This window comes from Citricoccus sp. NR2, from assembly GCF_027594385.1.
GTDB lineage: Bacteria > Actinomycetota > Actinomycetes > Actinomycetales > Micrococcaceae > CmP2.
In genome coordinates this window covers 552,965-578,972 of the sequence record NZ_CP115154.1, presented here as the reverse complement: position 1 = coordinate 578,972, position 26,008 = coordinate 552,965, and the positions used below count along the sequence as shown (strand labels likewise).

The following is a 26,008-nucleotide window of genomic DNA, read 5'->3' as shown; positions in this document are numbered from 1 at the left end:
CCTGTTGCTGTCGATATCCTTGAGACATGCACGAGGGGTCAGCGTTTACCAGCCAGCAGTTGCTCAGTGGGCTGCTGCCCGAGGTGAATTCCGCCCGGAGCGTACTCGCGTCCGCCGATCGCCTCCTGCGGCAAGACGGAGCCCTCGAACGTGACCTCGATGCTGTCCTAGCGACTTACTCGATCGGTGTCGAACGACTCATGAAGCTCGCGCTTGGCACCGCAGCCGTCTCCAGAGGAGAAGGCTGGCCAACGAAAATGGGCTTCACCCGTGAGGGCTGGGGCCATGCCTTGGATGAGATGGACGAGCGGTTACGCTCCGAACTCCGCGAGGCAGTCGAGTCTGGCGACTGGGAGCGGAAACAGATGCTGCGCAGCTGGATTTGCACCCTAGACAACGACCCCGTCTGGGCGGCGGTGGTGCGCACCCTGAGAAACTACGCAGACGCGGGCCGCTACCACCATCTCGACCAGGTGGCTGGCAAAGAGGTTAGCTCGCGATCATCGAGCGAGATGTGGGACGAGGCAGAGCGGGCGGCCATCGCCAGCTCATCTTCTCTCGCCGCCCATCACCAGCGAACGACGGAGGGCGCGGGCTTCGCGCCATTCGAACGCGAACTGCGCGCGGAAGTTGCCGACTCCATCAAACGCTGGGTTTCCATCGTCTGTTTGTGTGGCTTCCACGGCGTACTCGGTGAAGATTGGCGAGTTATCGGGGCTTCTGCGCTCCCCGATGATGCGTTGCCTGTCCGAGCGCTGCCGAACTGCGAGGCTCAGGCGTGACGATCCGCACGAGAGACTTCAGATGACGACTCTGCTGCCAGGTGAGTTTGAGGATGAAGAGCCCGACATCATCGAAGGGCAACTGTTCCGGGTCCTAACCAATGTCGATGGCTCAGTCTTGCTTGAGTTGCGGAACGGCAACACGGCCCGCGCCAACGGCTCGGGCCTGGCTGGTTTGCAGCCCGGAGACGTCTTCCTGCTTGCGGACGGTCGGGTCGAGCAACTCCCCGCTGAGTCATGGCCGGCTGGTGATCGCACTGGAACGGTCGTGTGGGCTGGGAACACCGATATCGTCGTGAAGTCAGCTGGCTCTACCTATAGCTTCCGGCAGCGAGCCGACGATCCCTTCAAGAAGGGGCAAACAGTTCGGCTCGGACCAGATGGCCAACCGATCGCCGTGATTGCAGACGAACCCATTGACGACCTCAGCATCCTCCGCGACGATGACTTCGACCCGGAGTCCCTCGTTGTCCGAAAAGAAGATAACACCACGTCCCTCGAGGATTTCGGCGGCAACACGACGCTCGTCCGCCGCACTCTCGACCTCGCGACCGTGGCGCTTTCGCCCGACGATCCATTGCGGACGATGGGAGTAAACCCGATCAAAGGCATGCTCTTCAGCGGCCCCTCTGGCACGGGAAAAACATTCCTTGCTCGGGCTCTCGCTGCCAAGCTCGATGCTTCTTTCTACAACGTCGGCGGGCCTATGATTGTCGACAAATTCGTCGGCCAGACTGAGCGTCGGCTCCGCGAAATCTTCGAGCATGCGCAAGTCAACGGTCCCGCGATTCTTTTCTTCGACGAGATCGATAGCTTGTGGGCTGACCCCGTTTTCTAGGTCCATTCGTTATGTGAGTCCTGACCCCCGCGCTCGCGGGGAGAATGGATCACACGATGAGCAAACAAAGAAGGCGTCACACCCCGGAGCAGATCGTCCGGAAACTCGGGCAAGCCGACCGGCTCCTGGGCGAGGGCAATACGATCGCCGATGCCTGCCGCGAGCTCGGGGTTACCGAGCAGACCTATTATCGGTGGCGAAACCAGTACGGCGGCATGAAAGCCGACGACGCGAAACGGCTCAAGGAGCTCGAGAAGCAGAACGCGACCCTGAAGCGGTTGCTTGCCGAAGCAGAGCTCGAGAAGGCTGCTTTGAAGGAGTTGGCTGAGGGAAACTTCTAGGCCCGGGTAGGCGTCGCGCCGCTATCACGCACCTGATTCGCACCTTGCAGATCAGTGAGCGCATGGCGTGCCGCCTGGCCGGGCTTTCCCGCTCCGCATGGCGGCGGCCGCTCCGAGGCGACACCCCGGCAGACCCTGACCAGGCGCTGCGCGACTGGCTCCGGAAGTTTGCGAAGAACCACCCACGTTGGGGGTACCGACGTGCGTACCATGACGCGCGTGCTGAGGGCTGGAATGTGAACCACAAGAAGGTACAACGCTTGTGGCGTGAAGAAGGGCTCCGGGTGCCGCAGAAACGTCGGCGGAAGCGGGTGGGGTCATCAACTGCTGACGCCCCCAAGGCGGCTGCGCCGGGCGTGGTGTGGGCGGTTGATTTCCAATTTGATGTCGATGAGCGCGGCAAAGCGATCAAGATCTGCTCCATCGTGGATGAGCACACCCGCGTGTGTTTGGGTGGTCTTGTGGAGCGGTCGATCACCGCAGAGCGATTCATCGAGCATCTCGAGGAACTCGTCGCTGAGCATGGGGCACCGATGATGCTGCGAAGTGACAACGGGCCGGAGTTCATCTCGGATGCCGTTGCAGACTGGGCTGGCACGAGAACCGGGTTGTCGTACATCCCGCCCGGTCAGCCCTGGCGAAACGGATACGTTGAGTCGTTCAACTCGAGGCTCCGCGACGAGTGTCTGAACATCAACAGCTTCTACTCGCTGCTCCATGCACGGGTCGTGATCAGCGACTGGAAGCACGAGTACAACCACGAGCGCCGACATTCCTCGCTGGGGTACCTGGCCCCGGTCGAGTACGCTCGATCCTGCACCCACACGTTCGAAGAAACCGACTCGCATACTGAGCGGACCTAACTACGGGGGCGGCCCACTTGTACACGCAACGGGGCGAGCACAACCACGAGGCAACCAACCGGCTCGTTGGACAGTTCCTATCGCTCCTTGACGGCTTCGTGGCGTACGACCGAGTGCTCATCATTGCGACGACAAACCTTCCCGGAGCGCTTGATGACGCGCTCCTGCGCCCTGGACGACTGGGGCACAAGCTCGTCTTCTCCTTGCCGTCCGAGGATGACAGAGTTCAGATTCTCACGGCATCGAGTCGCAAGGTGACATTCCGAGAGGCGCCAGACCTGTCAGCGCTGGCCCAACTCACGGACGGCTGGACAGCGGCCGACCTCGCTGCGATCTGGACCGAGGCCGGTCTTGCCGCGACCCTCGACCATAGGAAATCCATCGCTTGGGAAGACATCCTCATCGGTGTTGAGGCGGTTGACCGCGACCGAAGAACCCAAGTGAAGGCAGAGTGATGGCTATCTGGAACCGCAAGCGCAATGAAATCCGTGACCGCCACCGCGAGTTCATCTATCTGGACGAAGTGAGTGTTGTCAGCCTTCTCGCCGGCCTTCAAGGCGAGATTAAGGACGCCGTCACCGATACCCTCTCGCGTACAGAAGACCACAGTTTAGGAGGGACCCTCGGCGCGGCGAAGACCGGTGCCAGCGTGGAGTCACGCCTTGGCACATCGCGGAGCTCGACCAACGAAGTTGTCCGACGTGCGGTCATCCAAAGCACGTTCCGGGACCTCTGGCGACGCGACGTCGGGGTTCTCCTTCACGACATCTCGGGGATCAAGCGTAGGCTTCGCAAGCCGATCCACTCGTACCGCGATCTTGAAAATGCACTTCCACGCTTAAAGAAGGCGAAACTGGCCGTCCCCCTGGGCAACATCCACCGCGGCGACATCGTGGAGATGGACGTTAAGGTAGAAGCCGATCAGTTCTTCAAGATGATCACGGTGGGTACCACATTCCTCGATCTCATGAACGGTCGAGAGGACCTGTTTGGCGTCTCGGCTGCGGACGTTCGTGAGGTCGCACCAATGATCGAGGTACTTAAGGAGCTTCTCGTTGGACTCGTTCCCATGCGGGGGGTAGCCACGAGCCACAGCGTCATCGAGGTGGCCGGTGAGCAGGTCGCAATCGCAACAGAGCTTCTCGGCAACGAAGTGCAGGGAGGCGCAAGACCTCTCGAACTGGTCGGCTTCGCTGAAGCCAACTCCTTCTGGCGCGACCTCCGTCGGACACTGTTCTCAGCTTCCACCTTCACCGTCTACGCCCGGGCCGAAGGACCTACGCTCACTTCACCATGGTCCCCGATCAAAATCGCGGACCTCCTCGAATCCCTGTCACCTGATCTCCGTGATGAGGTAGTGCTCCCACTACAACAGCTTGACCTCGGCAACACCCAGCTGATCGAGACTCCCGAGGCAGGGGCCACCGCTCAGTTTCAACTAAACAACTTCGCCGCTGCGCTCCAAGCGGCCTCGGGCGCAAGCCCTGATGCCGCTTCGGTCAATAGGGCCGTCGAAACTGCCATTCCGGCACTCGCTTCTGCAACGACCATTGAGGAGCGGCGTCGCGCCTTTGAACCTGTCGCCCAGGCTGTAGCAGGCGAGAACGTCAACCGAGACCTACTGCTGACAATCAGAAATGACTGGATCAATCGACTCCCCACGTCCGCGCCGAACACCTCTACGGCTCCTCTTCAACAGCCCGAACCTTACGCGCCACCAGTTCAGCTCGAAGTCGGGTTCGTCGCACTGTACTGGTGAGCAACCAACCAGGCGGACACGCCATCTTCATCTTCCACGCGCGCTGTAATCCCTTACGCTCAGCGCGTGTCCACTTAGGACTTGACTGACGAGTGGGGCGAGATCAGATATGGATACCTGACATCTGATGACCGTCGACACAGATTGCCTTGCGCGCCAGCAGGTGAGTGCCCCGAGAACCGCTACAGGCCGCGTGTTGGCCCGTCCCGGCGTGCCCCGCTGCGGTGACGGTCGTGCTCGATAGGGTCACTGATCTGCCGCTGTCGCTCCAGCACCTGCTGTCGCTGGTTCTCCCGCTCGGCGCGTTTCGTCTCAATCTGTCGGGCGGCGGCGTTCACGGGCAGCATGCGCAGTTCGTTGGCCTCAGCCCGGGCCAGGGCGGCTCTCGCGCGGGCGTCTTGAACGTTGCGTTGCGGGCTGATCGTGCTCATCCCGGATTTTAGTTTGGAGTGCAACACCCGGTGAGTTAGGTCAATGATAGCTCGTCAAAGATCTCTGCCGGGGTTGCCCAGTCGAGGATTTTCCGGGGCCGATTATTGATCTCCCACACGTATTCGTCGAGTTCTTCTTGGGTGAGATCTGTGAAGCTGGTGCCTTTCGGAAGATACCGGCGGATACGCCGGTTGAAGTGCTCGTTGCTGCCCCGCTGGAACGCGCTGTACGGGTCACAGAAATAGGTGGGTACCCCGATGGTGTCCGCGAGCTGGTGGTGGTGGGCGAACTCGCTGCCGTTATCGACCGTGATCGATTTGACCGCGTGCGCGGGTAGCCCCTGGTAATAGTCGAGTTGCGCATGCAGGGTGGGTGCGGCTGCGACCTGGGGGATCTTGATCGCGACGTAGTAGCGGCTGGTTCGCTCAACGCTGGTGTGGAGTGCTCCAGTACCCCGGGCCCCGAGGACGCTATCGGATTCCCAATGTCCGAACTCTTCCCGGGACTCGATCTCGACAGGCCGGTCATGGATCGAGACCCGGTGCTTGATGCGTTCGGTCTGCACGTTACGCCCCTTGATCCTGCGGCGTTTCTTCTGCCCTCGTTCCAGGTACTGCCAGAGCTCGCGATGTGCCTGGTTGGGCGAGTAGATCCACGCGTATAGGGTCTCAGGTGAGGCCCGCATGCGGGGATCGTCAGGGAACTGGGCCCCGAGGCGTCCCGCGATCTCTTCCGGTGTCCAGCCACGACGCAGGTGGCTGATCACCCAGTGAACGAGTGGGTCGTGTTCCATGCGATAGGGCTGGTGAGAACGCGCAGCCCTGGCCTGGGATTGGAGGTGCGCTTGCCCAGCGAGGTAGAGACGCTGGTGCGGGGTACGAGTATCGAGTTTGTTGCGGAGGTAGGGGCGGAGGTTCGCGTGATCGTGTTCGGGCTGCCAGGAGCCCCGGCTCAATTCCCGCGTGATGGTCGAGCGATGCACACCGATCCTGCGGGCGATCTCGGCGCGGGAGACGCCCCGCTCGGAGAGAATCTCAATCTGGATTCGGTCATCGAGGGAGAGGTGGCGATAGTGTGTGGACAAGGAAGCGCAATACCTTTCGGTGGTGATCTGAACACTCACACTCTAGGTGTTGCGCTTCCGTTCAGAACCCGCGAGCCCGAGGGAATGTCGGTGCGGCGGCGTACAATAGTTACATGGGTGTAGTTCCCGCAAGTTCGACCGTTCCCGGAGGCGAGATGCCGACCGGACAGGCCGACGCGCCCGGACGGCAGGACCATCCATCCACGACGATCGAGCCAAGCACCCCATCCGTCGATCGCTTCCAGATCCTCGCCCTCGATGGCGGGGGAGCCAAGGCACTGTTCACCGCCCACGTGCTCGCGCGCCTTGAACAGGACCTCGACGTCAGCATCAAGGACTCCTTCGACATGATCGCAGGCACATCGGCGGGCGGGATCGTCGCACTCGCGCTGGGTGCCGGTCTCACCCCGAGCGAGATCGTCGAGCACTACGAAGAACTGGTCGAGGCAGTCTTCCCGGCCACACGCCGGCGACTCTGGCGGCGGCCACGTCAACTCACTGCACCCATCTACGACGGCGATGCGCTGCGCACCGCCTTGACGAAGGTGCTCGGCGACCGGCTGCTCGGAGACAGCGCGAAACGGCTGGTCATCCCCGCGTGGGACGTTCAACGAGGCGCCGTGCACATCTTCAAGACGCCGCACCACCCGCGACTGCGTCGCGACGGCCGCATTCCGATGGTCGACGTCGCGATGGCGACGAGTGCTGCACCGACCTTCTTCAGGGCTGCGCGTGTCGACGGGCAACGAATAATTGACGGCGGCGTCTGGGCCAACAACCCTTCCGTCGTTGCGATCAGCGAGGCGGTGAGCATGCTAGACGTCCCGTTGGAAGCCATTCGGTTACTCAACGTCGGCGCTGTTGATCAGCGGACCACTCACCCTGAACGACTCGACATCGGTGGCTGGCTCAATTGGGCCAAGCCCGCCGTCGACCTCGTGATCACCGCGACGAGCCGGGGTGTGCAAGGCACCGCCATGCACCTGGTTGGCAAGGGCGACTTCGTCCGCTTCGACGCTTCGGTGCCCGGCAAGGTCTTCACGCTCGACCGAGCCAGCACCGGAACGCTCGCGGGTCTGGCCGCTGGCGAAAGTCGAGCACTGAGCCCACTCTTCACCGAGCGCTTCGCGGACCACGTCGCGGGGCGCTACACGCCTATCTCTTCGCCGGGTAGCGACCCCACGGTCGAATCCGGTACTTCGACGACGCCTGGAGGCACAGCATGAAGCACACCGACTACTTCAAGAACTTTCTGGAAAACACTGTCAACTTGCCCGAGTCCAAGGTCGACCTGCTCAGCGCGAGGGTTGACGCGATCTACAACTGCCTGAAGAACGATCCCGACCTGAAGCCTCGGATCAAGAAGAAGGTGCCTCAGGGCTCCTGGCCTCAGCGCACAATTATCAAGCCGGTCAATGGTAAGGCCTTTGACGGCGACTTCATGATCCAGATGGTCGAGGAACCCGACTGGGCATACGACCTGAAAAAGTACGGCGACGCCATCTACAACGTGCTGCACGCTACCTCGCCCTACAAGAACATGCCGCACGGTCGTAAGTGCCGTTGCGTCTACGTCAATTACGCCGAGAATGCGATGCATGTCGATGTTGTCCCCTTCGTGCGGCGGGACGACGGCACGCAGTGGATCATCAACCGCGACGACAACAAGTGGGAACGCACCGACACTGACGGCTTCACCGACTGGATGAAGAAGAAGGACGGGATCGCGAACAAGCGCTTGCGAGAGGTCATCCGGATCATGAAGTTTCTGCGCGACCACAAGAACTCCTGGACTGGTACCAAGTCGATCCTGTTGACGACGCTGCTGGGCGAGCGGGTCGAAGAGTGGCGCAAGGTGCTCGACAGCGGCTATTACAGCGATCTCCCGACAGCTCTACTGCACATCGTCTCCGACCTGGACGACTACCTACAAGCCAACCCGTACAAGCCGGTCATCATGGACCCATCTGGTTCGGGCACTTCGTTCGACCACCGCTGGAGCCAGGAGACATACTCCCACTTCCGCAAGAGGATCAACGTGCATGCCGCTGAAATCAAGGATGCCTATGACGAGACTGACTTCGACGAGAGTGTGAAGAAGTGGCAGGCGTTGTTCGGTGATGGCTTCAAGGCGCCAGCAAGTTCGGAGTCTTCCGGTTCCTCCGGAGCAGGCAAGTTCAGCGTTGTGTCTAGCGCCTCTGCTGCCGCCTCAGTGTCAACCGTCAAGCATTCGGGTCGCGCTGGGTGAGCACGAGACGCACCAGCGAGTGGCAGGCTAGGGTTCTCACGGACCTGGCCGCCTTCGCTGCCGCGTTTCCGGGGGAAGTCGAATTGATCGGCAAGCCGCGGCACAGCGATGGCGAGATGCGCCTTCGGCTAAGGGTCCTTGCCCGGGGACTTGAGTATGTGGACGGCGGGCTCCGGCTACACGACCACGAAGAGTTCCACGTCATCGTAGGACCGTCCGACCTCTCACCTCCGAGAGCCGAGGTCGATCACCTCCGGTTCCTCGACCATGCTCATGTGCTTCAAGGCACCCGGCTGTGTCTGTACCTCGACTCCTCCCGGGAATGGGACCCGATTGGAGGATTCGGGGGTTTCATCGACAGACTCATCGAGTGGCTTGGCGACGCTGCCGCTGGACGTTTTGATCCTCAAACCGCCCTCTACCACGCGGTAGGTGGTGTGTTGCACGAGACACCTGGCGCGCCGAGCGTAGTCGTGCGCGACTCACTCTCCTCGGGTCGGCTCGTCCGCCACGGCTGGTTCATCGAGCGGTCGCCTCTGCGCTACGACCTGGTGCTCGACCGTGACTATGCGCAGAGCGAGCCTGTACGTGACTCGGCTCAGCACGTACCGATCCTCCGCCTCGATGCCGCGTTGCCTCTGGGAGCCGGGACCACCTTGCTCTCTCTGCTCAGTCTTGTCGAAGACCCGTACGCAGGACACATTGCGCCTGGTGATGCCTTTACTATCGAGCGCTACCTGACCGGGCATGCCGTCCCACTGCTGACTGCCCTTGCTGCAAGCGCAATTCGCAAACCCGCTGGCACGCCTCAACGGCTCATCATCGCAGTCCCTCACCCTGCTGGTGGCCCACCGCACCTACTGGCTGCCAGCGTGCCGGGGGCGGGCGCCGACCGAATCCGGGCGCTGGCCCGCGCCAGCACGAAGAGGAATTCCGTGATCACCATCGATCCCGCCAGAATTGACCCCGACGTAGAGATGGACTGGTTACCAATCTCCGACCAGCGTCCCGAGGTAACGACGCGACGCGACTCGACGCGACCGGTCTCCTCGTTCGCAGGCAAGACCGTGCATGTCTGGGGCTGCGGCGGTCTGGGCTCATGGGTTGCGGAGTTTGTCGTCCGAGCCGGGGCCACGAAGGTTGTGCTGTGTGATCCAGGCCGTATCGCAGGCGGGCTCTTGGTTCGTCAGAACTTCATCGAGACCGATGTGGGCGAGTCAAAGGTGCAAGCTCTCGCCACGCGCTTGCGCGCAATCAGCGACGCTGTCGAGGTGGCGCCTCGTGAAGCGCATGTCCCCGAAGCCTCGGACCTAGACGATGCTGACGTCATAATCGACGCGACCATCAGCGTCGCGGTTGGCCGCATCCTCGACGCTGTGGCCGCCGCCGCCACGCGCCCGGTTCTGGCGCAGATGGCATGCGACGTCCGAACCGGGACGCTTGGGATTCTCAACGTCTCAATGCCACCGGAGACCGCAGGCTGTTGGACGATCGACCAGCGCGCCGGGAACGCGGTGAGGACTGACGGTGCACTAGAGCCGTTTTACGAGCTGTGGGGAGCAGAGGCCGACACTGACGAGATCATCCCTACACGAGGATGTTCTACGCCGACTTTTCACGGTTCGGCTGCCGACTTGAGTGGTCTTGCAGCGAGTCTGACCAGCCTGCTCGGCTTGCACCTTGGTTCGAGCGAACCTCTGTCCGGAACACACTTAATCTCGCTGCCGCATGGCGAGGCCGGGCCACTGCGGGCATTCGTAGCTGCGGGCGGCGATGGTTCGTCGGCCGCAGTACCGAAAGCATCAGATGACGGATCTAAAGGGTCGAACAAGGACGAGATCGCAGGAGAGACAGATGGCCCCCTCTGACGCACGGGACACTGCCGTCAAGCGCGGGCACATCAAGGAGTCAGTGCGCAACGCGTTGTGGGCGCGTACTGCTGGCCGTTGCACGATCTGTAACCGTCGCCTGCTTGGGGATCAGCGAACATATATGCATTCTGTTCTATTGGCGGAACTGGCGCACAATATCGGAGCCACCGGCGGAGACGGATCGCCTCGGAGTAAAGATACGGAGAATGTCGATGACACTGAGGCCGAGGAGAACTTGTTGCTTTTGTGCCATGACTGCCACAAGATCATTGACAACCCCGACCACATCGACTTCTTTCCACCCGAGAAACTGCGCCAAATCAAGGAGTCCTTCGAGAGGCGCGTCGAGATGGTCACAGAGAACGGCGGCCTCACCCGTACCGCTGCGCTCCGAGTTGGTTGCTTGATTCGCGGTTCACTCGCGATGGCCTCCCAACGGGAGATCGCCGAAACCCTCCTGGCAGTCAACTATCTCGGTCTCGTCGAGACACAGCGCAGTGGCGACTTCACCTGCCGGATCAACGGGTCTGCTGGTGGCCTCGGCTTCTGGGATGCTGCCCAGCAATCGATCAACGACACAATCGCCCAGGTCCGCCAAGCGGTCGACAGTGGCGACGTTGAGCACATCTCGGTCTTCGCCATCGCACCGGTGCCTCTTCTCATCTATCTGGGATGGCATCTCGACGACAAGACGCCGACTCGGCTCTTCCAAAAGCACCGCGATCAGTTCATCGGTTGGTCCTGGAGCGACCAAGGCGATCCGGTCGAGTTCGACATCGTTGCCTCCGAACAGGACGCCTCTGCCGAGGACGTCGCGCTTGTTTGCGCGCTGACGAGCGAGGTAGATCGCGCGGCTTTTCCGCCCACCGTCGATGGCACACCGATCATTGAAGTAAGGCCGGCCGGAGTCTCGCCTGGGCCGAATCTGCTTTCGCATGAGCAGTCCCTAGCGAACTTTGCCGAACAGTGGCGAGCCGCACTAGCGATGGCTGAAGCAAGTTTCCCTAGCGCGAAGCGATGGCACCTCATCGCCTCGGCGCCGGTCACCGCCTCGATAGAGGCCGGGCGTGCCCTCGTACGGGACATTCATCCGCCCGTCATGCTCTACGAGCGCACCGATGCTGCCTACGAAGCGGTGCTCATCGCCAACAAGTAGGAGCTTGAGGTCTTCCTGCCCTGCGCGCCGCCGCGGGGTTCCGCATGTCCGGGCTCGGGCGTAAGGTGGAGGCTGAGGCAGGTTCTCCTCGATTGCGGGTCCTTCGGGACGGCCCAGCTTGGGCGCTCATACACGTACTGCCTCCTCGACGGAGAGACACGTGTGACGAGAGGCCCGCCATGATCAGCCTGATCTGGACGCTCAGCGCCCACACCCGCTACTGCCTGCGCCGCTACATGCCGACCAACCGGCTGCTCGACGCGATCCGACGCCGACCCAACCTGAGATGGGGCATCCCTGCGATGCTCCTCGCCGTTCCCTACCTGCTGATCGCGAGCATCTGCACCAACGCCCTCGCTGACGGCGCCCCAGGCTGGCTGCATCTGGTCGTGCTGTGGGCTGTATGGAACGCGATGAAGTTCACCATCATGGGACCAGTAAGCCTCATCCTGCTGGTGCGTGCGCGCATCGCCGAGGCTGTCGCGCGACCCGGCGTGCGGCGAGACCGCGATGCGGGCGAGTCGCTGAACCACGCCGCCGCCGAGCCGTTGCTTCACAGGTGAGTGGTGGTCCGTCCACTACAGTGTTGTGGGTGTCCGAACTGTTGCCCAACTTGGAGCCGCTGGCCGCGCTGCTTGGGCATGCCACGCCCGCGAAGGCAGACGCTCACGCGCTCCTCGATGCGGTCGCGACGGCCGCGTCGGTAGATGAGTTGGATGAGGCTATCGGCACGATTGTCGAGAGCTGGCGAACCCCATGAGCAAAACCAGCATCGTCTCGATCGACGTACGCGGTTTCAGAGCTTTCGGCACGGTGCCTGCCCACTTCGAACTGGACGCGCCTCTGACGGTGGCTCACGGCGGCAACAGCCAAGGTAAGACCAGCCTGGCGGAGGCTGTGGAGTTCCTGCTGTCGGGTCGGAGTAGTCGCCGGGAGCTTCTTGGCGGTGCGAAGGCTGAGTACAACGACAGCCTCCGAAATGCCCATCTCCCTGACGGCGACGATGAGGTCTTCGTAGAAGCTGTAGTGCGTACCGCTTACGGTTCGCTCCACCGTGTTCGGCGGAACCTGACCGGGGACTTTGGCCGAGGGTCGGAGTGCGAGAGTCGGCTCCTCGTCGACGGGAACGAGGTCAGCGACCTGTCGGGCGTCGGGCTCGTACTGGCCGACCCACCGGTACGCGCTCCCGTCCTGTTGCAGCACATCCTTCGCCACGCCCTTTCGACGGAACCCAAGCAACGAGTCGCCTACTTCAAGTCGCTTCTGTCCCTCAGCGATCTCGACCTGCTGCGTGCACGAGTCGCCGAAGCACGCAAGCAACTGGAGCAAGAGCCCGATGGGCCATGGCTCCAGAGGGTGGCGACGCTACCTACGGACCTCTCTGACGCACGGAATCGTCTCCAAGCCGTCGTCAGAACCGCCTCTTCCGATGAGGAGGCAGTCACGGACGCGTTGTCCGGAGAGCTACGCGAGGTGGCCGGAGCCGCTACAGGAGAGCACTACTCGACTCTCGCCGACGCCAAGACCGGACTTGAGACCCGCGCCAAGGCCAACGCGGAGGCGCTCTTTCCGACCGCCCGATTTGTCGCAACGCCGATTCCCTCGGTCGAACTCGAGGTGCCGGACACGACCGCCTACAGGGAGGCGCTTGTCTCCATCGAGGGAGAGGTAGCCCGCCTGCTACCCGTCTTCGCGGCAGTTCTGCGAGTGGATGAGTTTGCGGAGCTGACTGCCTCGGTGGACTGTCCGGTGTGCGCAACGCCGGAGGCGCTGACACCTGCGCGCCTCGACGCGCTGAGAGCCGAGCTGGCCCGCGCTTCGAATCTTGATCAGACCGCCGCCACGACACTCGCATCCATTGGCCGAGCAGGTGAGACGCTCACTGCCCTCGCAGAGTTTGTGCGTGCAGGAATGCCGACTGCTGGCAGCCTGTCGGAGACCGAGCTCACCGGACTGGCCGCGAAGCTTCAGGACTGGGACCTTCCACCCACCCTCGTCCGAGACGCTCATGCCGCTGCGACAGCTCTGACCGACTCGACGAAGGCGCTCGTCGCTGCGGGCCGCGAAGTCCGCGAAGCGCTCGCCGCTCTGCGACTCGCGGTCGAGCGACGAGAGTTTCCGCCTGACCCTGAAGCTGCCTTCGGCAGCCTGCGTACAGCTCTCGATGCCGTACGCAGGAAGCGCGAGTTGCACGCGGAGGCCGTATCCGAACTTGAGACTGCCATCGCGCCGGTCATCGAGGAACGTGCCGGGATCGCTGATCATCGGCAGTTGCTGACCCTGCTCGACGGAGTAGCGGGGCTAGCAGGCGATGTGATCAGATCGTCCGAGCGACAACGCGCATTGACCCGGCTGAAGGCGGCAGAGAAGGGCCTTCAGGATGCTTCGGTTGAGCTGCTCGACGCGCGCTTCGCTGAGATGAGCGACACCATCAAGTCTTGGTGGCTGACGATCCGCCCTGACGAGCTGGTCGACTTCATGGGTGTGCGAACACGTGCTGGCGGCACTCGCTTCGTCAACTTGATAGCCGCGCTTTACACCGAGGCGGGAACATCGCCAGTGGTGCGCGACGCCCTCGGCGTTTACAGCGACTCACAGTTGAACGCACTCGGCCTGTCGATCTTCCTGGCACGCACCGAACTCCTTGACTCATCGGTGGTGGTCCTCGATGACCCCATCCCTGGAAGCGACCCTGACCACCGACTGACGTTTGTTCAGAACACCATCACCAAGCTCCTCGATGCTGGCGTGCAAGTCGTCTTGACCACTTACGACAGCAGACTGGCTGACTGGACCATGAGCAATCACGACCATCGTGGACTGATTGCGTATGAACTCAATCTTGTCGATCCCCGGGCCGGTACTGTGCCGACACAGACCTCCGACATGTTTAGCCGACTGATGTTGGATGCTGAGGACAACCTCAACGCACCAACTGCCCGCGGCCGCAGGGCCGCGTGCGGAAGCTTTCGTTCGGCAGCAGAGCGGCTTGCGAAGCAGGTCATCGCCACCGGGCGTACTGAAGCGGGTCCACCCTGTTCGGTTGCGGACGTCGATGCCGAGGCGTCAATGTTGGGGCAGCTCGTCCCGCTCGTCCGCGGTTTCGCTCTCGATAACGGGGAGAAGGGACAGTGGAACACCTTCGCAACGGTCCTGAACCCCGGGAACCATGACGACGACGTGCCGTCCACGACAGAACTGAAGGTCGTCCGAGGCAACCTGCGCAAGATCGCGAAGACACACCGTGAGCACTGGCCAAACGGCCTGGTCTCGTGATCCTGACCAGCGACTACCGGCTGAATGGGGGAGACGGATCGATTCCTGGCCATCGCCCCTCCGCTACCCAACCCGCTACGCAGTGGCCTGAGACCTGCGCCCGCTCGGCCGGAGAGCGACTCCTGCGGCAACGAGCGCGCGTCCGACCGTCTGCTGGCTAACCCCGAACCGCAACCCCACCTCCATGAGCGTCAAGCCGTCGGAGTACAACTCAACAGCTTCTGCTAGGTGGCGCTTATCGAGACCGCGCCTGCGGACCGGGACCGAGCGGCGGACAAGATGCGCGGCAGCCGTACGGCGATGGATGCCGAACCGCTCACCCAGGTCCACCAGCGTCGCGCCCGCCTCATACAAGGCGACAAGCTCATCCACCTGAACCGGACTCAGAAAGGTTTGAGCCATCCCAACTGCCCGCACCATCCGACCCCGCGAGTCCACTACGGACGGCTCCGCCGGCCTGCGGTCCCGCCGGTAGACCCCTCGCGACCTGCGGGAAGCCATCGTTTTCAAGGCCGGGCAGGGGTTCTCGAACTCTCTACGGAGGTCCACCGTAGTACCGATGCCTCAGCTCTCAGTCTCCTGCCAGGACGTTGAGAGTTGAGGCATCGGTGTTCCACGGGTCTTGGTGGACTCCGAGACGGGCGGACTATATCGAGGCGGGCAAGCTGCTCGATCCTGACGAGCGTGAGATTGCCGCGGGCGCTGATGCTGCTGCGGCGCCAACATCCGGCGGCACGCCTCCGTACCATCTCATCTTTTGCGTGAAAGACGGTGAGCTTGTGGTCATCGCCTACGCGCATGAACGTCGCCGCGCTGGCTGCTGGCGTGATCGTCTGGAACACGTTCGACCTGGCAGACGATACACCGAGGTGTAGGGACGCTCCTTGTCACTCAATGTTCACTTGCTGACTGTATGACTGAGTGAAATCTGGCTGATCAGGATGGTGCCGATGAACGAATCAACAGGGCCCGAAGGTCGCGGCGGTCAACATGCGGGCTCGGTCGCAGAAGTGTTCTGGGTGTTCCTGCGGCTTGGGCTGACCTCCTTCGGTGGGCCGGTCGCGCATCTGGGGTACTTTCGTGAGGCATTCGTACAACGGCGCAAGTGGCTCAGTGATGCGGTCTACGCCGATCTGGTGGCGCTGTGCCAATTCCTGCCCGGGCCGGCATCGAGCCAGGTGGGAATGGCCATCGGTCTCCAACGCGCCGGGATGGGCGGGCTGTTCGCGGCCTGGTTCGCGTTCACGATGCCCTCGGCCATCGTGCTGGTGGCTTTCGCCTTCGGGGTGGCCTCTTTCGGCGACGCTGCGAGGACAGGATGGCTGGATGGGCTGAAAGCGGCCGCCGTCGCCGTGGTCGCCCAGGCCGTGCTCGGCATGGCCAAATCTCTGACTCCCGATGCGAAAAGGGCAAGTATCGCCGCCGCGGCGATGATTGCGATCCTGCTCGGAGGCCACCCCCTAGCCCAGATTGGCGCGATCGTCATGGGGGGTCTTCTCGGATTGACCTGGTTGCGAGCCGAGACGACCGAGGGCGGGCGTCGCGAGCATCTCGAGATCGGGGTCTCCCGCACGATCGGCGCCCTCTGCTTGGGGCTGTTCGCGTTGTTGCTGGTGGCGTTGCCGGTCCTCGCCGCGCTGACAGCCCATCCTGGTCTCGAGTTGGCCGATCTGTTTTACCGGGCCGGTGCTCTGGTCTTTGGCGGTGGCCACGTGGTGCTTCCGCTGTTGGAAGCCGAGACAGTGCACACCGGTCTGGTCGACGGCGGGACCTTCCTCGCCGGCTACGGAGCCGCCCAGGCCGTGCCGGGCCCGTTGTTTACCTTCGCTGCCTTCCTCGGTGCTTCAAGCTCCGCCGAGGTCACCGGATGGGCTGGGGCCGCCATCGCCCTGGTCGCGGTATTCTTGCCCGCCACTCTGCTCGTCGTGGGTGCGTTGCCGTTCTGGGAGCGGCTGCGCCATTCGCGGATCGCGCGGCGGGCACTGCTGGGGATCAACGCCTCGGTGGTCGGTGTCCTGGCCGCGGCCCTCTATGATCCGGTCTTCACCCAGGGCATTACCTCACCGGCGACCCTTGCACTGGCCGTCGCGGTGTTCATCGCCCAGGTCCACTGGAAGCTGCCTGCCTGGGCTGCGGTCATCGGTGCCGGGATCATCGGATTCGTCCTCTTGTAAGGGCGGACGGCATGGTCGGCCGCACCTCGTCGGCTTCTGCCGCACAGAAAGTGATTTTCCTGTGGATACTCACGTTTCTCGTCGTGGCGTCGTCTACCGTGTGATGAGGATGAATGAGCCGTTTGAAAGAGCCGTCGAGCAGCACGGAGCCACCGTGCTGCGGGTCTGCCGCGCGATGCTCGGGCCCACCGCCGATGCCGACGACGCCTGGCAGGAGACCTTCCTGGGCGCACTGCGGGCCTGGCCGGATCTCGACAGCACCGCCAACGTCGAGGCCTGGCTGGTGCGCATCGCCCAGCGCAAGTGCATTGACGCGCACCGCGCTCGAGGCCGGAGTCCGATCCCGGTTGAGGAGCTGTCCCAGCCTCGACGCTCTCACCAAGCTCAGCACGCCACTGAATTTCCTCACTACGACGACGAACTCTGGGGCGCCGTCGCCGCCCTGCCGCTGCGCCAACGGGAAGCTCTGGCGTACCACTACCTCGGCGGGCTGAAGCACACCGAAACCGCGGAACTCACCGGCAGCACCCCCGCCGCGGTCCGCCGCGCCGCCGCCGACGGACTGGCCCGATTACGGGCGGACTACGTCCCGCAGCACGACACGACCCAGGAGGACCCGAAGTGACCGACGAAACAGCAACATTGTTCCCGGTCAGCGACGCTGACCTGACCAGCCTGCGGAACCGCTTGACGACCACGGCGGAGCAGTCTGGCGACCTCGACGTCAGCTACGACCTCACCACCACCCCCATCGGCACCCTGCTCGTCGCCGCCACCGCGCACGGCGTGGTCCGGGTCGCTTTTGAATCTGAGGATTTCGACACCGTGCTGGATAGTTTGGCCGCTCGTATCGGCCCGAACATCCTGCGCGCCCCGGAACCCCTAGCCACCGCCACCACCCAGCTACGCGAATATTTCGCCGGACAGCGCCGCACCTTCGACGTGCCCCTGGACTACCGGCTCTCCAGCGGATTCCGCCAGTCCGTGCAACAGCACCTGCTCGAGATCGGCTACGGTCACACCGCCACCTACAAAGCCGTGGCCGAGCTGGTCGGCCGCCCCACCGCAGTGCGCGCCGTCGGCACCGCCTGTGCCACCAACCCGCTCCCCATCCTGCTGCCCTGCCATCGGGTGCTGCGCAGCGACGGCGGCCTCGGCGGCTACCTCGGTGGCCTCGACGCCAAAACCGCTCTGCTCGACCTGGAATCCGCCGCATGAATTCCCTCTTCGACGACGCCGACATCCCGCCACCGGTTCCCGAGCTCCCTGAGGGCGCCCACTACCTGCCGGGCTGGCTCACCGCCGAACAGCAACGCTGGTTGGTGCACCGATTCTTCGAGTGGGCCCAGGGCCCGGTGCCCCCGCGCGGAGCAATCGTTCGCGGCCACGAGATGAGCGTGAAAACCGTCTGTCTCGGCTGGCACTGGCGCCCCTACCAATACACGCGCGACGCCGTCGACGTGAACGGCAACCGGGTGCTGGACTTCCCCGACTGGCTGATCCGCCTCGGCCAAAAAGCGCTCGCCGACGCCACCGGGGACGCCGCCGCGGCCGCGCAGTACCAACCAGATGCCGCCCTGGCGAACTACTACGACGAACACGCCCACATGGGGATGCACCAAGACCGTGACGAAAAGTCGCGAGCCCCCGTGGTCTCCCTGTCCCTCGGCGACACGTGCCGCTTCCGCTTCGGCAACACCGAGAACCGCAACAAGCCGTATCAAGACCTCGAGCTGCGCTCCGGCGACCTCTTCGTCTTCGGCGGTCCCTCCCGGCTGGCCTATCACGGCGTCACCCAGGTGTACCCGGGTACCGCCCCCGCACACTGCGGCCTCGACACCGGCCGGATCAACATCACCCTGCGCGAGACCGGACTGACCCCAGAAGGAGCCTGACACCATGGCAGAGACCGGCATCATCATCGGCGACGACGGACTGGCCCGCCCCGCCTGGGCAACATCTTCTGAGCTGATGCAGACCTACTATGACACCGAATGGGGCATGCCCGTCCGTGACGAGCACGGCGTCTTCGAACGCATCAGCCTCGAAGCATTCCAATCGGGACTGTCCTGGGCCACCATCCTGCGCAAGCGTGAAAATTTCCGCGCCGCCTTCGCCGGGTTCGACCCGGATGCGGTGGCGAAATTTGGTGACGACGACGTCGGACGGCTCCTTGAAGACGCCGGCATCGTGAGGAACCGGGCGAAAATCTTGGCCACCATCAACAACGCCCAGGCCACCCTCGCCCTGCGCGAGGACGGCGGGCTCGCCGACTTCGTCTGGTCCTTCCAACCCGAGACCACCCCGCCGCCGCGCACCATCGAAGACATCCCCACCCAGTCGGCGGAATCCGTGGCGCTGTCCAAAGCCCTGCGGAAGAAGGGGTTCCGCTTTGTCGGTCCCACCACCATGTTCGCGCTGATGGAAGCCATCGGCATCGTGGACACCCACCTGCTGGGCTCCCATCGCCGCGGCGCCTCCGGAGTGTGGAAGTGAGGCAATGGCGGCCCGGAGCGAAAGCGAGCGCCCCGCACATAACTTAGACCCGGCCGGCCACCTGCTCCGGTGTCGAGGGCTTCGCGTCCGAATTAGCGGCACGGGCAGGCCCCAGCCGCGCGATCTTCGCGGGCCACCATATCCGGTCGCCCATCGCAATGGTCAGTGCGGGGACCAGGAACGACCGGACAATGAGCGCGTCGATGAGCACACCCAGCGCGACGATGATGGCCAGCTGGAGAAGGAACTGAATCGGAATAACGACCAGCGCCGCGAACGTGGCAGCCAGCACGACACCGGCCGAGGTGATGACCCCACCTGTGACCGAGAGCCCGCGCAGAGTCCCTTCCCGAGTTCCATGGACCAGGGATTCCTCGCGAATACGCGTCATCAGGAAGATGTTGTAGTCGATCCCCAGCGCCACCAGGAAGACGAAGGCGTACAGCGGCACCGAGGGATCCGAGTTGGGTTGGCCGATGAGCTGGAAGATCAGGGCGCTCAGGCCCAGTGCGGTGCCGAAGCTCAGCACTGTCGTGGCAAGCAATACCAGTGGTGCAACCAGCGAGCGCAACAGCAGGGCCAGCATGATGGTGATCGCGATGAGCACGATGGGGATGATCAGGGTACGGTCCTCGATCGAGGTTTGGTTTGTGTCGAGATCGACTGCAGTAGACCCGCCGACGAGGGCATCCAGATCGCCCAACGACTCCCTCAATTCCTGCACTACGCGCTCTGCCTCCGCGGAGTCGGCCGGAGCGTCCAAGGTGACGGAGAAAAGCAGGGATGAATCGACGACCGAGGGTTCGATCCCGGCGAACGGTCCTTGAGCCATCTCCGGTGGCACTTTACCCTCGGAATCCACCGGAAGTGTTCCCGAGGGTGAATCTTGGGCGATCAGTTCGATGGAGTCAACGCCCTCCGTCTCTGTGATGATCCGAGCCACGTCGGCGCGCCCAGACTCCGGTGCCAGAACGTACGTGGGTGTGCCCGAGCCGCCGGGAAAGTGGCGGTCGATGGCCTCTTGGCCATCTCGGGCTTGGCTCTCTCCGAGCACGAACTCGTTTTGGGGCACGCCATTTGCCTGTAACGTCAGCAACCCGGCACATCCGACCACCAGGAAGGTGAGGACGACGGCTGCCACCCTCCGGGGCGCTGCCGCGACGAGGCGCCCGACCTTCGCCCACAGGCCGCGTGCTTCCGGTCCGGTGAGTGCGGGATGGGGGCTATCGGCACGGGGGATGCGAGGCCAGAATGCGGCGCGTCCCACCATGGCCAGCATGGCGGGCAAAAAGGTCAGCGACGTCAGCATGGCACAGACGATGCCTACGGATGCGACTGGACCGAGTGCGGCGTTGGAGGCCAGGTCTGACAGGAGAAGGCAGAGGAGGCCGACGATCACGGTTCCCCCTGACGCGCTGATCGGCTCCACGACGCCGCGGGCCGCCGCAAAGGCTGCTCGCGCCGCCGACTCGTTGTCGCGGAGCTCTTCACGGAATCGCGCGATGTAGAGAAGTGAGTAGTCGGTGGCCGCACCGATGACCAGAATGAAGAGAATCCCCTGGACTTGTCCGTTGATCGATACCAGGTCTGCACGCGCTAGCAGAACATTAACGAAGACCGCGGCGGCCAGCGCGGTCATCGAACTCAGCAGGACGAGCACGGGCAACAACGGAGAGCGGTAGACCGCGACAAGGATCACGAAGACGACTGCCAGTGCGACGATGAGCAGGAGGCCGTCGATGCCGGCGAAGGCTGACTGCAGGTCTGCAGTGAAGCCCGCGGGGCCGCTCACCCAGGAACTCAGATCAGCTGGGAGAACCTCGGCTGCTTGAACTTCCAGCGCGGTGACTGCCTCACCGACCTCGACGTCCTCCGGGAGCAAGACGATCAGCTGCGCTGCACGGCCATCATCGGAGACCACGAGAGGTGATCTCTCGGCCCCAGGGATGGCCGTCTGTGCCTCGTCCCCCAGTTTTTCGACGGCGTCGCGATCTGAGGATTGCAGACCATTCTCGCGTTCCACGATGATGATCGCCGGAATCGAGTCGCTGTCCGTGAAGCGTTCGATCTGATTCTGGACTTGCGTCGACTCGGCGCTGGCTGGAAGGGCGGACGAACGGTCGTCATCGGCGACGTCACTGATGGAGCCGAAGCTGGCCCCGCCAACGCCGAAGACTGCGAACCATGTGAGGACGAGGGCCAGCGGGATGATGAGTCTGGTCAGGAGCGGCGGCCGCGAGGACGAGGAAGAAGTGGTCACCGGGAAAGTATCTCACCGAGTGAGCAACTTTCCTAGTTAACTGTTTCGCGTGTTCTTCTTCGCCCATTCCGCCTCCCGCGGAGCGAGGCCGCGGGCCATCTCATCGAGAAATCGACGCACCGCGATCCGTTCGGGGCTGGTGAGCGAAGCCGCAGCACGGACTCTTCCGAACTGCTGACGACCGATGGTTTCCATGGCAATCTCGCGGGTGCTGTTCGTCACGGTAAAGGTCACTGCGCGGCGGTCATCCGGGTGCGGCTTCCTTTGCAGATGGCCGGCCGACTCCAGGCGGTCGAGCAACTTCGTGGTCGCGCCTGATGACAGGCCCAAGTGTGCCCGCAGTGTGGCTGCGGTGGCGATTTCACCCTGATGGTCAGCGGCGATCAGGTAGTGGATGGCCTTCATGTCCGTGGCGTTCAGCCGCATGTAGCGTTGGCTAGCGGCTGAGAGCTCGGCTTCGGCCTCGCGCAGAGCCACGAGTGAGGCCATGATGTCATCGATCTCGGCGCGGTCCGTCTGGCTGAGTGACGTGTGATCAATGTATCGGCCATCGGGATCATTGGAGAGAAGATCGTGGACACGCCAGCCCGGCTCGCTGTCTGGGCGATCGTGGGTAGGCATGTAGTGATTGTAGCCTTGAGCCCGCAGGGGACCCGTGAGTCAGTGCGTCATGGAGCTCGTCGAACGAGGTGAGGGTCTTCCTGCCTGCGTGAGATCGCCTGCGCCCGGGGCCTTGACCTCTTTCCGCATCTATCGCCGACCGAAGAGCCGGAGGAGGAGGCCTTTCTTTGCGGAGTGGCTATCCCTCTGTTCGTGCCCGGGGCACCACTGCCCGGAGGGAACGGATCGCTTGACCTCGGTGATGTGTTGTCCGCACCCGGCCCACGTGGTTCTTCCGCATTCTTTGCACTTCGCTGCTCTGCACATGGTTGATTCTTCCCTTCTTCGTGATTCTCTGGATCAGTGGGCTGGTGTTCAGTTCGGTTCTAGTTGATGCTCCGTCTAGGTAGACGGCAGCCGATCGATGTGAAGCGGCAGACCGTGAACGAGGCGAGGGCGACCACGGCAACGACGCCCACCCCGATGGCCCCGGCTAGAGGTAGCTCAGAAGCCAGAATCAGGCCCCCGGTGACCAGCACGAAAATTCCGAAGACTTTCTGTAGCGTCTGCGCGGGGACGCGTCCGGAGAGCTTGGACCCGATGAGCGCCCCGGCCACGGCGATCACGGTCACTGAGAGCACCAGTGGCCAATCCAGGCTCACCGAGGTGAGATACCCCGCCAGGCCGGCGAAAGACTTCATCGCGATGACCAGCAGTGACGTCCCCACCGCCACCGGCATGCTCAGCCCGCCCAGCAAGACCAGCGCGGGCACGATGAGAAAGCCTCCTCCGGCGCCGACGATGCCTGTGACGAATCCGACGAACGCGCCGTCGATGATGGTGCGAACGACCGGGATCGTGCGCGTCGCGTCCTGCTGCCTTACCGGCTCCGTCGCCCGGTTGTCGTCATCATGGGCGTCGCTGGTGCGACTTTTCTTGAGGATCATCGCGGTGGCGGTAGCGATCATCATCAGGGCGAATGCCACGAGTAGCACGGTCCCAGGAAGACGCCCACCGATCAGCCCGCCGCCGAAGGCGCCCACCATTCCGGCGGCTCCGAAGATGATTCCGGTGCGCCAGCGCACCCGCTGATGACGTGCGTGGATGGTCAGACTGGACAGTGAGGTGATGCCGACAACGAACAGGGAGGCCGCAATGGCTTCACGTGCTGGCATGCCAGCGACATAGGTCAGCAGCGGCACGGTGAGAATCGAGCCTCCACCCCCCAGTGTCCCGAGGCTCAGGCCTACGAGGCCCGCGAGAACCAGGGTGACAATCAGCGTGAGTGTCATAGTCGACTCGAAGCGATGGGGATGGACTCGATCATCTCTTTCGTGCTGGCGCTGGCCTTGACCTTGTTCCATGGCATCGATGAGAGGACGCGACCCATCAGGCAGGAATTGGTCAGTGCGGCGATGATCAGCCCGGCACTGACGCCGAAGGCGACCACCTGGGACCACGGCCAGATTAACGCCAGGAGCAAGCTGATCAGGATGAGGGAGCCGGCTGTGAAACGCACTTGCCGTTCGATGCCCCACCGCTGAGCCCCACGCACCACGGTGCCTCCAGCCGTTTCGAAGGCAGGGACCCCGCCGGTCAGTACTGTGGCGGTGTTCAGGCCAGCCGCGGCGAGGCGCTGCTGCGCCTGAGTGGCGCGGTGGCCCGACTGGCAGACCAGCACAGCTCGCGGCCCGACACGGTCGGCCAGCTCGGTGCTGTGCTCGGCGAGGGAATCCAGCGGGACGTTGTAGGAGCCATGGATGTGCACTGACTCGAACTCTGCGGGTGAACGGACGTCGATCATCGTCACGTCTGGGTGCTGGTTGCGCCATTCGACGAGCTCCTTTGCGGAGATGGTCGACACGGAGGGGAGTTGGGTGGGACGCTGACTGTTGTTCATGGATTCTGCTTTCACTTGGTCGGGGTGGAGTTCTGGGCAATCCAGGCGTTGTAGCTGCCTTCGAGTTCGATGATGTCGTGACCGGCTCGCCGCAGAGCGCTGGCCGCCACGGTGTTGCGCATGCCGGATTGGCAGTACGTCACGATGGGGCCGGACGCTGGCAAATGGTCCTGATGCCACAGGACGCGTGCGGCGCTGAGTTGCTTCGCACCGGGGATATGGCCCGCCGCGAATTCACCGCGTTGGCGCACATCCAGGAGGGCGGCCCTGTCGACGTCCTCGAGGTTCTCAACAGCGATTGTTGGCGGCACGAATTCAGGTAATCCGTCGATCGTGGTGACGTAGCCGCTGGTCTGATCGATGCCGACGCGCAGTAGGCTGTCTGCGATGGACTGGGCGGTTTCTTGATTCGGGGCCAACAGGACGAGCGGCCGATCATCAGTCTCGGGGTTGTATGCCCACGCTGCATAGGTGACTGTTTTGGATCCGTGCGGGATGTTGAGGGAACCGGCCACGGTGCCCTGGTGTACCTCAGCGGGTGAGCGGGTGTCGACGAAGGTGATCGCGTCGCGCTGCAGCTGGGCGCGGACCTGTTCGATGGGGAGTTCGGGCAGTGCCTCGCGTTTGCCGAGGAGGGCGGGGCCTTCGCGGTTCTCCTTCTTCATCCGTCGGAAGTAGGCGTGAGCATCGGGTTGGCCGTCGAGGAGCTCGTCAATGAAGCCTTTCTCATCGTTGTCCGCCAGGTACGTGCCCCACCATGCGTGCCTGCGCTCGTATCCGACGGTGGTGGAGGGCAGCGCCCCCAGAGCCTTGCCGCAGGCGCTGCCCGAACCGTGGCCCGGGTAGACCTGGAGGTGGTCGGGCAGGGGCAGGAACACCTCCTGGAGGCTTTTGAAAAGCTGACGGGCACCTTCGAATCGGGTGTCGACGCCGCCCGCGGCTTCATCGAGCAGATCGGGACGGCCCAGGTCACCTGCGAACACGAAGTCTCCGGAGATCATGTAGCCAGGTTCGTCGGCAAAGGCGCCGTCGGTGATGAGGAAAATCAGATGCTCGGGGGTGTGTCCGGGAGTGTGGCGCGCCTGGACGGTGATGTTGCCGAGCGTGATGCTGCTGCCGTCATAGAGGCGATGCGCGTCGAACCCGTACTGCCAGTCTGCGCCGCCCTCGCCGGAGACGTAGATCTCGGCGCCCGTAGCTGCGGCCAATTCGCGAGTGCCGGAGAGATAGTCCGCGTGGATGTGGGTTTCGGTGACGGCGACGATCCGCATGCCCTGTTGCTCGGCAAGGTCGAGGTAGTCGGTGATGTCGCGGCGTGCGTCGACGACGATTGCTTCGCCCCGTGCCTGGCAACCGATGAAGTAGCTGGCTTGAGCGAGGTCCTCGTCATAAATCCGTTCAAGTAGCACGGCTGATCCTTCCTGATGTCCTAGCCCGAAGATACCCCCGGGGGTATTGATAGCGTGACATACCCAGGGGGGTATTTGCAAGTGCGGTTCGAATGGGGTCGGGGCAGGATGATTCCAGGTGCAACGGACAACCCCCTCCTTCCGCTCAGGCGCTCGAGGTGCCCGTGCAGGAGGAGGGGGTGTGTTGAGTATGGGTCAGGCCAGGGTAAGGAAGAGTTTTTCTAGCTCTTCTGCGGTGATGTTGTCCTCTCGGTTTGTGCCCTCGGGGTCGGCGATGCAATCTTTCATAGCTGTTGCAATGATCGCGAATCCGGCACGGTCCAAGGCCGAGGACACGGCCGAGAGCTGGGTGACGACGTCGCGGCAGTTCCCGCCACTCTCCGCTGAGCTGATCACGCCATCCAGCTGACCGCGCGCTCGCTTCAGCCGATTGATGATCTTTCGTTGAGCTTCTGCGTTGCCGACGGCCATATGCGCTCCTGATGTGCTGTTGTCGAGGTTTATTCGGTGTTCATGGTG

At 63.2% G+C, this 26,008-nt stretch carries 26 protein-coding genes; 17 read left to right on the top strand and 9 right to left on the bottom strand.

Annotated elements, in window-relative coordinates:
* Positions 1–26 precede the first annotated feature (26 nt).
* The 5 genes from O1A05_RS02720 to O1A05_RS02700 all read left to right on the top strand — a co-directional run bounded on the left by O1A05_RS02720 (position 27) and on the right by O1A05_RS02700 (position 4,583).
* Entirely contained in the window at positions 27–782 is a 756-nt protein-coding gene (locus O1A05_RS02720) for a hypothetical protein (RefSeq protein WP_270106559.1), read from the top strand.
* Between the two features lie 22 nt (positions 783–804).
* Positions 805–1,620: an AAA family ATPase gene (locus O1A05_RS02715; RefSeq protein ID WP_270106558.1), complete on the top strand. Its 816-nt coding sequence runs from the start codon at positions 805–807 to the stop codon at positions 1,618–1,620.
* Between the two features lie 56 nt (positions 1,621–1,676).
* Positions 1,677–2,824 (top strand): IS3 family transposase gene (locus O1A05_RS02710; RefSeq protein ID WP_270107484.1). Its coding sequence is split into 2 segments (ribosomal slippage): positions 1,677–1,947 and positions 1,947–2,824, totalling 1,149 coding nucleotides; the frame shifts between segments, so codons are not numbered across the junction.
* A 17-nt stretch (positions 2,825–2,841) separates the two neighbouring features.
* Complete coding sequence (locus tag O1A05_RS02705) at positions 2,842–3,279, top strand: AAA family ATPase (protein ID WP_270106557.1); 438 nt, start codon at positions 2,842–2,844, stop codon at positions 3,277–3,279.
* A complete protein-coding gene (locus tag O1A05_RS02700) occupies positions 3,279–4,583 on the top strand; it encodes a DUF6414 family protein (RefSeq protein WP_270106556.1) in 1,305 nt (434 codons plus the stop codon). Before O1A05_RS02705 ends, O1A05_RS02700 begins: the two co-directional genes overlap by 1 nt.
* Before the next feature lie 182 nt (positions 4,584–4,765).
* On the opposite strand, the gene O1A05_RS02695 is transcribed toward O1A05_RS02700, so the two are convergent.
* Positions 4,766–5,014 (bottom strand): hypothetical protein, encoded by a 249-nt coding sequence (locus O1A05_RS02695; protein WP_270106555.1) that lies wholly within the window; start codon positions 5,012–5,014, stop codon positions 4,766–4,768.
* A gap of 35 nt (positions 5,015–5,049) precedes the next feature.
* Positions 5,050–6,099, bottom strand: coding sequence for an IS30 family transposase (locus O1A05_RS02690; RefSeq protein ID WP_270106554.1), 1,050 nt, complete (start codon positions 6,097–6,099; stop codon positions 5,050–5,052).
* A 155-nt stretch (positions 6,100–6,254) separates the two neighbouring features.
* Here O1A05_RS02690 and O1A05_RS02685 point away from each other — a divergent pair, with 155 nt between their 5' ends.
* From O1A05_RS02685 to O1A05_RS02655, 7 genes are all read left to right on the top strand, one after another.
* Positions 6,255–7,325 carry a CBASS cGAMP-activated phospholipase gene (locus O1A05_RS02685; protein WP_270106553.1) on the top strand — a complete coding sequence of 357 codons (1,071 nt, stop codon included), beginning with the start codon at positions 6,255–6,257 and terminating at the stop codon, positions 7,323–7,325.
* A complete protein-coding gene (locus O1A05_RS02680; protein WP_270106552.1) occupies positions 7,322–8,347 on the top strand; it encodes an SMODS domain-containing nucleotidyltransferase in 1,026 nt (341 codons plus the stop codon). Before O1A05_RS02685 ends, O1A05_RS02680 begins: the two co-directional genes overlap by 4 nt.
* Positions 8,344–10,215, top strand: a complete 1,872-nt coding sequence (locus tag O1A05_RS02675; RefSeq protein WP_270106551.1) for a ThiF family adenylyltransferase — start codon at positions 8,344–8,346, stop codon at positions 10,213–10,215. The genes O1A05_RS02680 and O1A05_RS02675 overlap by 4 nt, the downstream gene beginning before the upstream one ends.
* Positions 10,216–10,258: 43 nt before the next feature.
* Positions 10,259–11,374, top strand: coding sequence for an SAVED domain-containing protein (locus O1A05_RS02670; protein WP_270106550.1), 1,116 nt, complete (start codon positions 10,259–10,261; stop codon positions 11,372–11,374).
* A gap of 179 nt (positions 11,375–11,553) precedes the next feature.
* The gene (locus O1A05_RS02665; protein ID WP_270106549.1) at positions 11,554–11,937 is read left to right on the top strand and encodes a sulfate permease; all 384 of its coding nucleotides are present in this window, start codon (positions 11,554–11,556) and stop codon (positions 11,935–11,937) included.
* A gap of 29 nt (positions 11,938–11,966) precedes the next feature.
* A complete protein-coding gene (locus O1A05_RS02660) occupies positions 11,967–12,134 on the top strand; it encodes a hypothetical protein (RefSeq protein WP_196323070.1) in 168 nt (55 codons plus the stop codon).
* Positions 12,131–14,650, top strand: a complete 2,520-nt coding sequence (locus tag O1A05_RS02655) for an AAA family ATPase (RefSeq protein WP_270106548.1) — start codon at positions 12,131–12,133, stop codon at positions 14,648–14,650. Before O1A05_RS02660 ends, O1A05_RS02655 begins: the two co-directional genes overlap by 4 nt.
* Positions 14,651–14,725: 75 nt before the next feature.
* Here O1A05_RS02655 and O1A05_RS02650 read toward each other — a convergent pair whose 3' ends face one another.
* Positions 14,726–15,052 carry a hypothetical protein gene (locus tag O1A05_RS02650; protein ID WP_270106547.1) on the bottom strand — a complete coding sequence of 109 codons (327 nt, stop codon included), beginning with the start codon at positions 15,050–15,052 and terminating at the stop codon, positions 14,726–14,728.
* A gap of 548 nt (positions 15,053–15,600) precedes the next feature.
* Here O1A05_RS02650 and chrA point away from each other — a divergent pair.
* The 5 genes from chrA to O1A05_RS02625 all read left to right on the top strand — a co-directional run bounded on the left by chrA (position 15,601) and on the right by O1A05_RS02625 (position 19,320).
* Entirely contained in the window at positions 15,601–16,824 is a 1,224-nt protein-coding gene (gene chrA, locus O1A05_RS02645; protein WP_270106546.1) for a chromate efflux transporter, read from the top strand.
* A 109-nt stretch (positions 16,825–16,933) separates the two neighbouring features.
* Positions 16,934–17,449 (top strand): RNA polymerase sigma factor, encoded by a 516-nt coding sequence (locus O1A05_RS02640; RefSeq protein WP_270106545.1) that lies wholly within the window; start codon positions 16,934–16,936, stop codon positions 17,447–17,449.
* Positions 17,446–18,042: a methylated-DNA--[protein]-cysteine S-methyltransferase gene (locus tag O1A05_RS02635; protein WP_270106544.1), complete on the top strand. Its 597-nt coding sequence runs from the start codon at positions 17,446–17,448 to the stop codon at positions 18,040–18,042. The genes O1A05_RS02640 and O1A05_RS02635 overlap by 4 nt, the downstream gene beginning before the upstream one ends.
* Positions 18,039–18,719, top strand: coding sequence for an alpha-ketoglutarate-dependent dioxygenase AlkB family protein (locus O1A05_RS02630; protein ID WP_270106543.1), 681 nt, complete (start codon positions 18,039–18,041; stop codon positions 18,717–18,719). Before O1A05_RS02635 ends, O1A05_RS02630 begins: the two co-directional genes overlap by 4 nt.
* Positions 18,720–18,723: 4 nt before the next feature.
* On the top strand, positions 18,724–19,320 hold the full coding sequence (locus O1A05_RS02625; RefSeq protein WP_270106542.1) for a DNA-3-methyladenine glycosylase I: 597 nt from the start codon (positions 18,724–18,726) through the stop codon (positions 19,318–19,320).
* Between the two features lie 43 nt (positions 19,321–19,363).
* Here the strand turns inward: O1A05_RS02625 and O1A05_RS02620 are convergent, their stop codons facing one another.
* The 6 genes from O1A05_RS02620 to O1A05_RS02595 all read right to left on the bottom strand — a co-directional run bounded on the left by O1A05_RS02620 (position 19,364) and on the right by O1A05_RS02595 (position 25,960).
* On the bottom strand, positions 19,364–21,580 hold the full coding sequence (locus tag O1A05_RS02620) for an MMPL family transporter (RefSeq protein ID WP_270106541.1): 2,217 nt from the start codon (positions 21,578–21,580) through the stop codon (positions 19,364–19,366).
* A 36-nt stretch (positions 21,581–21,616) separates the two neighbouring features.
* Complete coding sequence (locus tag O1A05_RS02615; RefSeq protein ID WP_270106540.1) at positions 21,617–22,201, bottom strand: MarR family winged helix-turn-helix transcriptional regulator; 585 nt, start codon at positions 22,199–22,201, stop codon at positions 21,617–21,619.
* 365 nt (positions 22,202–22,566) lie between these two features.
* Positions 22,567–23,472, bottom strand: a complete 906-nt coding sequence (locus O1A05_RS02610) for a sulfite exporter TauE/SafE family protein (protein ID WP_270106539.1) — start codon at positions 23,470–23,472, stop codon at positions 22,567–22,569.
* A complete protein-coding gene (locus tag O1A05_RS02605; RefSeq protein ID WP_270106538.1) occupies positions 23,469–24,080 on the bottom strand; it encodes a rhodanese-like domain-containing protein in 612 nt (203 codons plus the stop codon). Before O1A05_RS02605 ends, O1A05_RS02610 begins: the two co-directional genes overlap by 4 nt.
* 11 nt (positions 24,081–24,091) lie before the next feature.
* On the bottom strand, positions 24,092–25,489 hold the full coding sequence (locus O1A05_RS02600) for an MBL fold metallo-hydrolase (RefSeq protein WP_270106537.1): 1,398 nt from the start codon (positions 25,487–25,489) through the stop codon (positions 24,092–24,094).
* A gap of 195 nt (positions 25,490–25,684) precedes the next feature.
* Entirely contained in the window at positions 25,685–25,960 is a 276-nt protein-coding gene (locus tag O1A05_RS02595) for a metal-sensitive transcriptional regulator (RefSeq protein ID WP_270106536.1), read from the bottom strand.
* Positions 25,961–26,008: the final 48 nt, after the last annotated feature.

Bases quoted from the DNA above. Each gene is read 5' to 3' on its own strand.
- O1A05_RS02720 (WP_270106559.1), top strand. From the start codon at position 27: ATGCACGAGGGGTCAGCGTTTACCAGCCAGCAGTTGCTCAGTGGGCTG.
- O1A05_RS02715 (WP_270106558.1), top strand. From the start codon at position 805: ATGACGACTCTGCTGCCAGGTGAGTTTGAGGATGAAGAGCCCGACATC.
- O1A05_RS02700 (WP_270106556.1), top strand. From the start codon at position 3,279: ATGGCTATCTGGAACCGCAAGCGCAATGAAATCCGTGACCGCCACCGC.
- O1A05_RS02695 (WP_270106555.1), bottom strand. From the start codon at position 5,014: ATGAGCACGATCAGCCCGCAACGCAACGTTCAAGACGCCCGCGCGAGA.
- O1A05_RS02685 (WP_270106553.1), top strand. From the start codon at position 6,255: ATGCCGACCGGACAGGCCGACGCGCCCGGACGGCAGGACCATCCATCC.
- O1A05_RS02680 (WP_270106552.1), top strand. From the start codon at position 7,322: ATGAAGCACACCGACTACTTCAAGAACTTTCTGGAAAACACTGTCAAC.
- O1A05_RS02665 (WP_270106549.1), top strand. From the start codon at position 11,554: ATGATCAGCCTGATCTGGACGCTCAGCGCCCACACCCGCTACTGCCTG.
- O1A05_RS02655 (WP_270106548.1), top strand. From the start codon at position 12,131: ATGAGCAAAACCAGCATCGTCTCGATCGACGTACGCGGTTTCAGAGCT.
- O1A05_RS02650 (WP_270106547.1), bottom strand. From the start codon at position 15,052: ATGGCTCAAACCTTTCTGAGTCCGGTTCAGGTGGATGAGCTTGTCGCC.
- chrA (WP_270106546.1), top strand. From the start codon at position 15,601: ATGAACGAATCAACAGGGCCCGAAGGTCGCGGCGGTCAACATGCGGGC.
- O1A05_RS02640 (WP_270106545.1), top strand. From the start codon at position 16,934: ATGAATGAGCCGTTTGAAAGAGCCGTCGAGCAGCACGGAGCCACCGTG.
- O1A05_RS02630 (WP_270106543.1), top strand. From the start codon at position 18,039: ATGAATTCCCTCTTCGACGACGCCGACATCCCGCCACCGGTTCCCGAG.
- O1A05_RS02625 (WP_270106542.1), top strand. From the start codon at position 18,724: ATGGCAGAGACCGGCATCATCATCGGCGACGACGGACTGGCCCGCCCC.
- O1A05_RS02615 (WP_270106540.1), bottom strand. From the start codon at position 22,201: ATGCCTACCCACGATCGCCCAGACAGCGAGCCGGGCTGGCGTGTCCAC.
- O1A05_RS02610 (WP_270106539.1), bottom strand. From the start codon at position 23,472: ATGACACTCACGCTGATTGTCACCCTGGTTCTCGCGGGCCTCGTAGGC.
- O1A05_RS02605 (WP_270106538.1), bottom strand. From the start codon at position 24,080: ATGAACAACAGTCAGCGTCCCACCCAACTCCCCTCCGTGTCGACCATC.
- O1A05_RS02595 (WP_270106536.1), bottom strand. From the start codon at position 25,960: ATGGCCGTCGGCAACGCAGAAGCTCAACGAAAGATCATCAATCGGCTG.